Here is an 11,625-nt window from a genome sequence, read left to right as displayed (position 1 = left end):
CTCCCGTCGCTCCCGGTTCGAAGGGCCGTCCTCGGTTTGCGCATCGTTCCCGCGTAGGTGTTCGCCGAACTACCATTAACGCTCCGGCCGACGCGACCGACCGGACGCCGGGGCGTCCGCCCGTCGCTGTCGACGCGGATCTCACAAAATTATATCATAACACGGGACGAATAGTCGCCAGGGCGGGGTCGGTCCGCGTTCCGTACCACGCCGGCACGCCCACGGAGATCACACATGGTATTCAAGAAGATCACGCTCATCGGACGCAGTCCGGATAGCTTCGACGCCGCCGTCGACGACGCCATCGACCGGGCGGAGGAGACCCTCGACAACGTCCACTGGATCGAGGTGGACGAACTCGGCGTCGAGATCGCGAGCGCACCGGACCGGGAGTACCAGGCCGAAGTCACCGTCGCGTTCGAGCTGGAGTCGCCGGAGTAGCTCGGCCGTCGAGTCGGAAGGCTTGAATCCCGGGCACCCGACCGACTACTCGATGACGCTGGTCGTCGTCCCCGTCCGCTATCCGCTCAGCAGGCACTCGAAAGCGACGCTCTCGGAGGCGATCCGCATCGCCGACGACCGCGACGCGGACCTCACCGTCCTCCACGTCGACCTCTATCAGGAGGGACACGAGGTCACCCGAACCGACCTGAAACGGGCGGTCGAGCGCGAGTTCGGCCGGCTGTCGAACGCCCGGTACGTCGTCCGCCGTGGCTTTCTCGTCGAGGAGACCATCCTCGACGAGGTGGCGGCCGAAAACGCCGACGTCGTCGTCATCGGATCCAAGCAGGTGAGCCGCTGGCGGCGCACGTTCAACCGATTTCTCGACGATCCGGACGTGGACACGTTCCTCCGGGAGAAACTCGACTGCGAAGTCGTCACGGTCCAGGCCGCCTGACTCACTCGGCGTTCCCGTCCGTCTCCTCCGCGCCCACGACGCCGGCGACGATTCGACGGCCACCTGCGCCTGTCCGCTGGTCTCGTCGAACACCAGCTGCTGGTGTGGGTAGGCGATTTCGACGTCCGCGTCGTCGAACAGTGCCCAGACCTGCTCCTGGACGCTCGAGCGGATGCGCGCGATCTTGTAGGGCGTCCGCGTCCAGAAGCGGAGGTTGAGGAGGACGCCGTGGTCGGCGTACTCCTCGACGAGACACGTCGGTTTGGCGGGGTAGCGGCCGCTCCCGATGCGGATGTCCGGCCCGCCTTCGATGACGCCCTCGCAGTCGCGGGCCGCGCGTTCCAGCAGTTCCCGTGCCTGTCCGACGTCGCACTCGTAGGTGACGAGCAGTCGAAGGGAGAGGCGCGTCCGTTCGTCCTCCGCCGAGAAGTTCGTCACCTCGCGTTCCCGGATCGAGGAGTTCGAGAGGACGATGAACGTGTTGTCGAGCGTGAATATCTTGGTGTACCGGAGGGTGATGTCGTCGACGAAGCCGCGGGTGTCGCCGAGTTCGACCATGTCGCCGATCTCGTAGGGCTGGTCCGCGAGGACGAACAGGCCGTTGATGATGCTGCCGACGATGGGAGCGAGAACGATCCCGAGGACGGCCGAAAAGACCGTGACCGAGAGGACGATGTCGCCGAGCCGGAACCCGACCACTCCCGCGGCGAGCGCGGTGAACACCAGTACGGTCGTGATACGGATGGCGGCGAGGACGGTCTGGGCGACGCTCTGCCGGCGGAACCTTCGGGCCACGGGGCGACCGAGGAGGCGGACGAGGAGCTTCGAGAGGTAGACGCCGACGGCGACGACGACCAGGCCGACGGACACGCGCACGACCGTCGGAGCCGTCTTCCAGTAGGCGCTGACGGCCTCCCAGACACCGTGAAGCGTCTCGACCGCTCCCGATTGCAGGAGGCCGGCTGCGGACATGGCCTAGGCGTCGCTCCGTCCCGAAAAAGGATTCCCCCTCCGACCCCGAACTTATGGGCGCGGACCGCGGACCGTGACACGATCGATGAATCGGAACCGGGCCCTCCCGATCGGTCTCGCCGGTGCCGGCCTGCTCGCTGTCGCGATCGGAGTCCACGCCGAACTGCTCCACTTCAGACCGAGCGTCGACGCGACGATCACCACCGGCTGGGGCGTCGCTCCGGGCCACCGACGCTGGATTCACTCGCTCAATCACGAGGAGTGGCTCCTCGCCGAACTGGCCGCGATCGGCTTTCTCGGAGCGGTCGCGGCGACGCGGTGGCACCGGGCGTCGGTGATTCCCGTTCTCGCGGGGCTGGTCGTCTGCTTCTATCCGGTCCGTGCCGTTTTCCACTACGCCACGCACCGCGGCCTCTACACCGGTCTCCCCTTCGTCGGTGACCCGTCGAGCGACGTCGTCCTCGGAGCCGAACCGTCCCTCCTGGTCGTCGGCGGCGCGCTCCTCGTCGGGTCGGGCGTCGTCGGCTGGCGGGCGACGCCTCCGTCCCCGCCGCGTGGGGACGACGAGCGGGCGACGACCTGACTCGCCGGTTCGGGGTTCCGTCCCCGACCGACGCTCCCCGACAACGCCTTTACTCGCGGGCCGTGAACGACGGCTATGGCCGACGACCTTCGTTCGACGCTCGAACGCGTCGGGAGCCGGTTCGACCTCGGCGAGTACGAAATCGACGCGTACCTCGCGGTCCTGCACCACGGCGAACTGTCCGCGAGCGAGATCGCCGACCGGACGGACGTCCCGCAACCGCGGGTGTACGACACCGTCCGGAGCCTGGCCGAGCGCGGACTGGTCGAACTCCGCGAGTCGCGCCCGATGAAAGTCGTCGCTCTCGACCCCGAAGTGGCGTTCGACGACGTGCAGTCGTCGCTCGATGCTCTCGTCGACGAACTCGAACGCCGGTACACTGCGCCGTCGCGGGAGGCCGAAGCGGCGGCCCTCGTGAAGTCCCGCGCGACCATCCTCCGCTATCTGGAAGACGTGATCGAAGCGGCCGACTACGAACTCGCCCTCTCTCTGACGCCCGACCTGCTGCGGCGCTTTCGCGCCCCCTCGCGGACGCCGTCGATTCGGGCGTGAGCGTCGAACTGCTGCTGACGCCCGCCCGCCGCGCGCCCGACCCCGAGGAGTTCGACTACCGGGACGTGGCGACGGCCGTCCGCGCTCGCCGGGGGATCACGACGCCCGTCCTCGCCGTCGCCGACGGCCGGTACTCCGTCTACGCGACCCAGGACGCCCTCCGCGAGGACGTCGAACGCTACGGCGTCATCTTCAACCGCTCGGCGCTGGGCTTTCTGGTGTCGGGCTTTTTCGGCACCGTCCTCTGGACGACGGCGGACACCCTCGTCTCGGCGACGCCCGAACCCTCTTTCCCCCGGCGCTACGCCTCGATCCGTCGCGCCGTGAAAGACGTCCACGAACTCGGCGGCGACTTCTACGCGAGCGTCGTCGGCCGCGACGTCGAGACGGGGGCCGAGGTGGTCGTGGAGGGACAGATAGTCGACGTGAACTACGACGCCTCCGAACAGGTGGCGAACCTCACCGTCGACACCGACGACGGCCCGGTCGACGTCGGGGGCGCGTCGCCGCCCTCGAAGACGTCGAGGGGCGGGAGTTCCTCCTCGGGCGGGACCGGATTCCGTCCCGCGAGTGAGACCCCTTCGAGCGATGGCAACGCCTATACGCGCGTCTCGACAACCGACGGGACACGATGGACCGACGCACCCGCGAGTATCTCCGCGGGCGCTTCGGTGATTACTACCGGAGCGCAGACCTCCCGCTGCCGCCGGCCGCCGAGGCGCGCGAGTGGGGACACATCCCGTGGACCGCCGGCGAGGGGACGACGATGGTCCGCCACCAGTCCCTCCTGTCGCTCGGCGACCTCGGCACGTTCCTCGCCGAGGAGTCCCCTCGGCACGTCTACTTCTCCGCCGCCCGCTACGACGACCCCGGCGAGACGCGGATGGACCGGAAGGGGTGGCGGGGCGCGGACCTCGTGTTCGACCTCGACGCCGACCATCTGCCGGGCGTCGACCCCGAGACGACCGCCTACCCCGCGATGCTCGCGGCCTGCAAGGACGCGCTCCTCCGGTTGCTCGACCTGCTGGAGGACGACTTCGACTTCGAGACGTCGGTCGTCTTCTCGGGCGGCCGCGGCTACCACGTCCACGTCCGCGACGAGTCGGTCCGCGACCTGGACAGCGAGGCGCGGCGCGAAATCGTCGACTACGTCCGCGCGATCGACCTGGACGCCGAGGGCCTGATAACGACTCGGTCGGTCGACGGGACGACCCGGCGCGTCCTCCGGACCGAGGGCGGGTGGGGGCGGCGCGTCCACCGCCGCCTCCTCGAGTTCGTCGCCGACCTCCGAGAGATGGACGAGAGCGACGCGCGAACGCGCTTACAGGAACTCGACGGGATCGGCGCGGGACGGTCGGAGACGATCCTCGGCGTCGTCCGCGAGAACCCCGACGCCGTCGAGGCGGGCAACGTCGAAGCCGGCGGTCCCGGCCTCCGGACGCTCGTGGACGCCCTCGTCCGGGAGACGATCGAAGAGGAGACGGCGCCGATCGACGAACCGGTGACGACCGACACCCACCGCCTCATCCGTCTCCCCGGTAGTCTCCACGGCGGGAGCGGGCTGGCGGTCCGCCGACTCGACGCCGGCGAGGTGGCCGACTTCGATCCCCTCGTCGACGCCGTCCCGGAGCGGTTCACCCGGCGGGAGATCCGCATCGAGGTGACCGACCCCGGGCCGGTCAGTCTCGACGGCGATAGCTTTACACTCGACGCAGACGAGTACACCGTACCGGAGTGCGTCGGCGTGTTCCTCATGGCACGCGGACGAGCGAGGAAGGTCAAAGAATGAATCTCGAGGAACTACGGAGCGTCCAACGAACCGAACGACAGAAGGACAGCCTCCAGCACCTGCGGGATTCGTTCTACCGCGACGCCGCCGACTACGTCGCGGAGTTGAAAGCCGAGCGGGACCGCGTCGCCGCCGAGGTCGACGATCCCTTCTCCTCGCCCGAAGTCGGCCGTATCACCGACGAAATCGAGACGGCCGAGGAGGTGGTCGAGTCCCTCTACGAACGCCGCGTCGGCAAGGTGGTCAAACGCGCCACCTTCGCCGCCGCCGACATGGCCGCCGAAGAGGAGGGGCTCACCAGCGAGGAACGCGAGCTGTTCGACGACCTCGTGGCCCGCATCAAGGAGAATCGGGAGTCGGTCCTCGACACGCTGGCCGGGAACTACGCCGAGGACGCGGCCGCATCGACCCCCGATGCGACCACGTCCCCGGACGCAGCGTCGGACTCGATCTCGGACGCCGTCGACGACGCCCCGCCGGTGCCCGACTCGGCGTCGCCGGACGCACCGACCGAAGAACCCGCGGACGGCGGCCTGCTGGCCGACGCGATGGGCGACGCGGAAGCGACCGACGCACACGCGGACGGCGGTCGGACTTCGGCCGGTGCTACCGGGACGGCGTCCGAGGCCGGGGCTAACGCCGAGGCGACGACCGACGCCGGAGCTAATGCCGGGACGCCCGACGCCGAGGCGACGACCGACGTTGAGGCGACGACCGACGCCGACCGAACGACCGTTCGAATCACCCGAGACGTCGGCGAGATCTTCGGCGTCGACGAGCGGGAGTACGAACTCGCGAGCGAGGACGTGGTGTCCCTGCCGACGACGAACGCGGAACCCCTCATCGACCGCGAGGCCGCCGAACCGCTGGAGTGAGAGTCCGAACACGTTTGTAGCGGGCGTCCGATCCACGACTATGCTCGACGTTGGAGCCGACGCCCCGGAGTTCGAACTCCCCGACCAGCACGGCGAGACGGTGTCGCTCGCGGACTTTCGCGGGCGACGCGTCGTCGTTTACTTCTACCCCCGGGCGGACACGCCCGGTTGTACGACCGAGGCCTGCGGCTTCCGCGACGCCTACGACGCCTTCCGCGACGAGGACGTGGTCGTCCTCGGCATCAGCGACGACCCCGTCGACGACCTGGCGGCGTTCGCCGCGGCGTACGATCTGCCCTTCAGGCTGCTCTCGGACGAGGACGGCGAGGTGGCGGCGGCCTACGATTCCTACGGCGAGAAGCAGATGTTCGGCAACACGTTCGACGGCGTCTTCAGAAATACGTACGTCGTCGGCCCCGACGGGCGCATCGAACGCGCCTACGAGGGCGTTTCGCCCGACGACCACGCCGAGGAACTACTCGACGACCTCAGGAGTCGATCGGTCGGCGGTCGATGGCGAACTCGCCACACGCCGGACAGAGGTAATGTTCTTCGTCGTACGTTTCACCGCACGCCCCGCAGGCGTACGCCGGTTCGTCGCTCGGGCCGAGCTGTAACAGGTCGTCGTCCCCTGGTGTCATCGTGTCAGGCCCCGTACGGTCGACCGCCGGTCGGATGAGTGTGGTCTCATCTGCATACCCGATTACGTATCCCTCCATACCCCCCAATAGTATCAAAAGCTTCCGATCGGGGAAATCCGTGACCCAATGGCGTTCGCTACTGGAACGTCCGGCTGACTTCGGGTTCCGACTCGCGTTCGACCTCGCTTCTCTTGAAGCGCTGCTCGATCTCCTCGTAGCGCTCGCGAGTCTCCTCGGTGACGCTGGGGTTGACCTGGTCCAGTGCGTCCTCGAAGTGGTCCATCGTGATGCGGACGTTTTCGAGCGTCTCGCCCATCTCCTCGGGGCTGACGCTCCGGATGAACTCCCGACTCGCGGCCATCGCGGCCTCGCGACAGGCCGCTTCGACGTCCGCGCCGACGTAGCCCTCGCTCTCGCGGGCGAGTTCGTCGAGGTCGACGTCGTCGGCGAGCGGCTTGTTCCGGGTGTGGACCTCGAAGATGGCCCGGCGAGCGTCCTCGTCGGGGACGGGCACGTGGACGTGCCGGTCGAGTCGCCCCGGACGGAGGAGCGCCGAGTCGATGAGGTCCGGCCGGTTCGTCGTCGCGACCACGACGACGTCCTCGAGCGATTCGAGGCCGTCGAGCTCCGTCAGCAGCTGCGAGACGACGCGTTCGGTGACGCCCGAATCGCCGGTGTTGCGGCCGCGTTCGGCCGCGATGGCGTCGATCTCGTCGAAGAACACCACCGTCGGGGCGTTCTCGCGCGCCTTGCTGAAGATCTCGCGGACGCCTTTCTCGCTCTCGCCGACGTACTTGTCGAGAAGTTCGGGGCCTTTCACCGAGATGAAGTTGCTGTCGGACTCGTTGGCGACGGCCTTCGCGAGGAGGGTCTTCCCCGTCCCCGGCGGGCCGTACATGAGGACGCCTTTCGCGGCGTCCATGTCCATCGCCTCGAACACCTCGGGGTAGTCCAGCGGCCACTGGATGGTCTCGCGGAGGCGCTCTTTCGTGTCTTCGAGGCCGCCGACGTCGGTCCACGTGACGTCGGGAACCTCGACGAACACCTCGCGGAGCGCCGAGGGTTCGATCCCCTTCATCGCCTGCTTGAAGTCGTCCTCGGTGACTTCCAGCGATTCGAGGATCTCGGCTTCAATCTCCTCCGCTTCTAAGTCGATCTGCGGGCGGATGCGCCGCAGCGCGTTCATCGCGGCCTCCTTGGTGAGGCTCTCGATGTCGGCACCGACGAAGCCGTGGGTGTTCTCGGCGAACTCCTCCAGGTCGACGCCCTCGGTGAGGGCATGTTCCGCGTGTGGACCTGCAGGATCTCCTTGCGGCCGTTCTGGTCCGGGACGCCGATCTCGATTTCCCGGTCGAAGCGGCCGCCGCGGCGGAGCGCGGGATCGATGGCGTCCACCCGATTCGTCGCGCCGATGACGACGACTTCGCCGCGCTCTTCGAGACCGTCCATCAGCGAGAGCAGTTGGGCCACGACCCGGCGTTCGACGTCGCCGCCGGCCTCGCCGCGTTTGGGCGCGATGGAGTCGATCTCGTCGATGAAGACGATCGCGGGTGCGTTCTCTTCGGCCTCCTCGAAGACGTCGCGGAGCTGTTCCTCCGACTCGCCGTAGTACTTCGACATGATCTCCGGCCCACTGATGGTGTGGAAGTGGGCGTCGATCTCGTTGGCGACGGCCTTGGCGATGAGCGTCTTCCCCGTCCCCGGCGGACCGTGCAGGAGGACGCCCTTCGGCGGCTCGATGCCGAGGCGCTTGAACAGCTCGGGGTGGCGCATCGGCAGTTCGATCATCTCGCGGACCTGTTCGAGTTCGCGATCGAGGCCGCCGATGTCCTCGTAGGTGACGTCGGGCGCGCCGCCACGGCCGGATTCGCCTTCGGCCTCGCGAATCTGCTCGGCCGGTTTCTCGCTGATCTGCACCTCCGTCGAGTCGGTGACGACGACCGTCCCCGAGGGCTGGGTGCTGGCGATTTTCAGCGGAATCGCCTGGCCCTGACTGCCCATCATACCGAACCCGAGGGCAGCCTGACGGTCTGACCGGTCGTGACCGGCTTCCCGCTCAGTTCGCGGCGAATGAGTGCGTCGATGTTCCCCCGGATGCCGAGTCGCTGGGGGAGCGCGATGGTGATGCGCGAGGCGGGTTCGACGTCCGCCTTCGAGACTTCCACTCGGTCGTCGATACCGACGTCGGCCTGCTGGCGGAGCTGGCCGTCGATGCGGATGACGCCGGTGCCCCGGTCTTCGGGGTAGCCCGGCCAGACGCGCGCGATGGTCGTCCCGTCGCTGCCTTCGATGCGGATGTAATCCCCGCCTTCGAGGCCGAGTTCCTCTGCGGCCTGTTTGTCGATGGCCGCGAGTCCGCGCCCGGCGTCCTTCTGCTTGAGGGGTTTGACGATGAGCTTCATTGGTCTTCCGTGATCACGAGTACGCCGTTGTTCGTGTCAACGTTTTCGGCGGTGCCGGGGAGTTCGAACTCGAACTCCGCTTCCCCACCGCCCGCGTTCACGACGACGATGGCGGTCGTCCCGACGACGTCCACGTCGACCTGGTCGTCCGGGACGCCCAGATCCGCGGCGACGACCCACCCGTCGTCGTAGTCGTACCGACGAACGAACCGCCCGTCACTTCCGGTGGATTGCTGGCGTTCCATGATGATTCCTAACTCTAAGTTAGGGGTACTACTATATAAACATTCTCCCTATGAATCGGGGGACGGAGGACTAATCAAGCACTTTCACTCGAATTGTGGTTCACACGGTTCGGCGACAGCGTGGGTTTATGCTACGCCGCCCGAAAATCCGGGGCATGGAGACTGTCACTCACCACGGGCGCGAGACTGCCTATCACCGGGCGGACCGTGGCGGCGACGGGAGCGGCCTGTTGTGCGTCCACGGAAGCGGCGGGTCCCGCGAGGTCTGGAAGGGCCAGTCCCGGCTCGCGGACGAACGCCCCGTCGTGTCCGTCGACCTGAGCGGGCACGGCGAGAGCGAGGACGTCGACGCCGACCCGGGATACGAGACGCTCTCGGCGTACGTCGACGACGTGGTCGCCGTCGCCCGCGAGACGGACCCCGGCGTCCTCGTCGGCAACTCCCTCGGCGGGGCGGTCGCGTTGACGACCGCTCTCGAACGCGACCTCGCCCTCGACGCCCTCGTTCTGGTCGGCACCGGCGCGAAACTCGCCGTCCTCGACGACCTGCTGACGTGGTTACAGGAGGACTTCGACCGGGCCGTCGACTTCCTCCACGACGACGATCGGCTGTTTCACGACCCCGACGAGCGGCTGGTCGAACGCTCCCGGGAGACCCTCTACGCGACGGGAGCGGCGGTCACCTACCGCGACTTCCGGACCTGCCACGAGTTCGACGTCCGCGACCGCGTCGACGCAATCGACATCCCGTCGCTGGCCGTCGTCGGCGAGTACGACCAACTGACGCCGGCGTGGTACCACGAGTTCCTCGCCGACGAGATGCCCGACTGCCGGCTGGTTACCGTCGACGACGCCGCCCACCTCTCGATGCTCGAACGCCCGGCCGCGTTCAACGACGCGGTGGCGACGTTCCTCTCCGACGTCCGGTGACTCGCCGACGGACGTCGGCGTCGCGTATCGCTACGCATTAACCGTTCGCCTCCGTCTGTGGTGTCGTGCCGGAACGCGTCGAGGTCACGGACCCGGACGGCGTCGATTACGGGTGGGTCATGCAGGTCACGTTCGTCGTCACCATCGTCGTCGGCGCGCCGGTGGTGGCCGCCCTCTCGACGACGACGACGCTCCCGACGTGGGGGTCCCGCGTCGCCTTCGCCGTCCGCGTCGGCGCGCTCGTCTGGTTCGTCACCGCCGTCGCCACCTACGTCTACGCCCGTCGACACGCCGAGTGACGGGCGTCACACGGCCGGAAAGCCTTTGCCCTACTGCGGACACCGTTCTGTATGATAGACGAGACGATCGAGGAAATCCGTCGGATGAAGACGCACAGTTCCTCCGTCGTCGCGGTCAAGGCCGCCCGCTCCTCTCGGAACTCCTCGACCGCGAGTACCGCAACGTCGACAACTTCGAACGCGACCTGGAACGGAACGCGAGCGCGCTCCGGCGCGCGAACCCCTCGCACGCCTCCCTCTACAAGGCGATGCGCGAGGTGGTCGACGACGTCGTCGGCGAGGCGGACTCGGTCGACGAGGCCAAAGCCCTCACCAGCGAGGCCATCGACCGCGTGGTCGAGACCATTCAGACGGGCAAACGGCGCGCCGCGGCCAACCTCGCCGAGACGTTCGACGACACCGAAACCCTGCTCACGCACGACTACTCCTCGACGGTCCTCGAAGCCATCTCGCTCGCGGCCGAGGACGGCCACGACCTGACCGTCTACGTCACCGAGGCGCGCCCCCGCTATCTCGGGCGCAAGACCGCACGCCGGCTCGCCGACGTCGACGGCGTCGAACCACACCTCGCCGTCGACAGCGCGTCGGGCCACTTCCTCTCCGAGTGCGACCGGGCCGTCCTCGGGATGACCTGCGTCGCCGAGGACACCCTCTACAACCGCGTCGGCACCTTCCCGCTCGTCTCCGCTGCCACCCGCCTGGACGTGCCCGTCGTCGTCGCCGGGTCGGAGTCGAAGGTCATCGAGGACGGCTTCGTCTTCGAGAACGAGACCCGCTCGCCCGCCGAGGTGATGCGCGAGCCCGTCGAAGGCATCCACGTCGAGAACCCCGCGTACGACGCGACGCCGGTCGAACTGCTCGACGCAATCGTCACCGACGACGGCGTCCGGGACCCCAGCGGCCGAGGATCTCCGAGAGTTTGTCGCGCAGTCGCTCGTCGGGGCCGAGTTTCAGATAGTAGGCGTCGCCGCGGTCCTCGTAGTAGTTGTCGATGCGTCGCTTGATCTCGAAGCCGACGTGTTGGTAGAAGTCGAGCGCTTCCTGGTTCGTCGTCCGCGCGTGACAGGACACCGTCCGGTGGTCGTCGGCCACCTCGGCGACGAGTCGTCGGCCGTACCCCTCCCCGCGGACCTCCGGCCCGACGGCGAGAAAGAGGATGTAGCCGTCGCGTCGAACCGACGCGAAGCCGATGAGGTCGTCGTCGAGAAAGAGGAGATACGACGTCGCGCGCCGGTACGCGTCGACGAAAAAGCGCCGCCGCTGTTTCAGCACGCCCTCCCGCTCTCGAATGCGTTCTTTGAGCTCCCACGCCTCCTCGACGTGGTCGGTGTTCCCGGGCCCGTCGACCCGTTTCTCCACTGTGACGCTCACTACGCCCACGTAGTGCGCTCTGGAATATAACTCCACCGTCGGCGGCGAACGAGAGGCGAAGCGTTTTGG

General features: G+C 67.8%; 9 protein-coding genes and 5 pseudogenes. 10 read left to right on the top strand and 4 right to left on the bottom strand.

The genetic code is table 11. From position 1 onward, the window contains the following. The first annotated feature begins 234 nt into the window (after positions 1-234). Together ACFQJD_RS13865 and ACFQJD_RS13860 are read left to right on the top strand one after the other, a co-directional pair. Complete coding sequence (locus tag ACFQJD_RS13865) at positions 235-441, top strand: dodecin (RefSeq protein WP_379798987.1); 207 nt, start codon at positions 235-237, stop codon at positions 439-441. Positions 442-493: 52 nt separating this feature from the next. Next, positions 494-898: a universal stress protein gene (locus tag ACFQJD_RS13860; protein ID WP_379800525.1), complete on the top strand. Its 405-nt coding sequence runs from the start codon at positions 494-496 to the stop codon at positions 896-898. A gap of 3 nt (positions 899-901) precedes the next feature. On the opposite strand, the pseudogene ACFQJD_RS13855 reads toward ACFQJD_RS13860, so the two are convergent. Beyond that, positions 902-1,870, bottom strand: a pseudogene (locus tag ACFQJD_RS13855) (mechanosensitive ion channel family protein); the annotation flags it as partial. 85 nt (positions 1,871-1,955) lie between these two features. On the opposite strand from ACFQJD_RS13855, the gene ACFQJD_RS13850 reads away from it, so the two are divergent. The 5 genes and pseudogenes from ACFQJD_RS13850 to bcp all read left to right on the top strand — a co-directional run. Continuing rightward, on the top strand, positions 1,956-2,453 hold the full coding sequence (locus ACFQJD_RS13850; protein ID WP_379798985.1) for a hypothetical protein: 498 nt from the start codon (positions 1,956-1,958) through the stop codon (positions 2,451-2,453). Between the two features lie 75 nt (positions 2,454-2,528). Next, a pseudogene (gene trmB, locus ACFQJD_RS13845) lies at positions 2,529-3,579 on the top strand (HTH-type sugar sensing transcriptional regulator TrmB). A gap of 57 nt (positions 3,580-3,636) precedes the next feature. Continuing rightward, positions 3,637-4,794: a DNA primase small subunit PriS gene (gene priS / locus ACFQJD_RS13840; RefSeq protein ID WP_379798983.1), complete on the top strand. Its 1,158-nt coding sequence runs from the start codon at positions 3,637-3,639 to the stop codon at positions 4,792-4,794. Beyond that, positions 4,791-5,669 (top strand): hypothetical protein, encoded by an 879-nt coding sequence (locus ACFQJD_RS13835; protein WP_379798981.1) that lies wholly within the window; start codon positions 4,791-4,793, stop codon positions 5,667-5,669. Before priS ends, ACFQJD_RS13835 begins: the two co-directional genes overlap by 4 nt. 40 nt (positions 5,670-5,709) lie before the next feature. After that, positions 5,710-6,159: pseudogene (gene bcp / locus ACFQJD_RS13830) on the top strand (thioredoxin-dependent thiol peroxidase); the annotation flags it as partial. A 287-nt stretch (positions 6,160-6,446) separates the two neighbouring features. Here bcp and ACFQJD_RS13825 read toward each other — a convergent pair. Then, a pseudogene (locus ACFQJD_RS13825) lies at positions 6,447-8,712 on the bottom strand (CDC48 family AAA ATPase). Further along, a complete protein-coding gene (locus ACFQJD_RS13820; RefSeq protein ID WP_379798979.1) occupies positions 8,709-8,957 on the bottom strand; it encodes a DUF7127 family protein in 249 nt (82 codons plus the stop codon). The pseudogene ACFQJD_RS13825 and the gene ACFQJD_RS13820 overlap by 4 nt, the downstream one beginning before the upstream one ends. A 155-nt stretch (positions 8,958-9,112) precedes the next feature. Between ACFQJD_RS13820 and ACFQJD_RS13815 the strand changes: the two genes are divergently transcribed. The 3 genes and pseudogenes from ACFQJD_RS13815 to ACFQJD_RS13805 form a co-directional block, all read left to right on the top strand. Next, on the top strand, positions 9,113-9,886 hold the full coding sequence (locus ACFQJD_RS13815; RefSeq protein WP_379798977.1) for an alpha/beta fold hydrolase: 774 nt from the start codon (positions 9,113-9,115) through the stop codon (positions 9,884-9,886). 65 nt (positions 9,887-9,951) lie between these two features. Continuing rightward, positions 9,952-10,185: a DUF5822 domain-containing protein gene (locus ACFQJD_RS13810; protein WP_379798975.1), complete on the top strand. Its 234-nt coding sequence runs from the start codon at positions 9,952-9,954 to the stop codon at positions 10,183-10,185. A 51-nt stretch (positions 10,186-10,236) separates the two neighbouring features. Beyond that, a pseudogene (locus ACFQJD_RS13805) lies at positions 10,237-11,072 on the top strand (translation initiation factor eIF-2B); the annotation flags it as partial. Here ACFQJD_RS13805 and ACFQJD_RS13800 read toward each other — a convergent pair. Continuing rightward, positions 11,056-11,556 carry a GNAT family N-acetyltransferase gene (locus tag ACFQJD_RS13800; protein WP_379798973.1) on the bottom strand — a complete coding sequence of 167 codons (501 nt, stop codon included), beginning with the start codon at positions 11,554-11,556 and terminating at the stop codon, positions 11,056-11,058. The pseudogene ACFQJD_RS13805 and the gene ACFQJD_RS13800 overlap by 17 nt on opposite strands. Positions 11,557-11,625 lie beyond the last annotated feature (69 nt).

This window comes from Haloplanus sp. GCM10025708 (genome assembly GCF_042663985.1).
GTDB lineage: Archaea > Halobacteriota > Halobacteria > Halobacteriales > Haloferacaceae > Salinirarus > Salinirarus marinus.
Note: the sequence above shows the minus strand (reverse complement) of the source record. Positions and strands in the feature narration are given on the sequence as shown.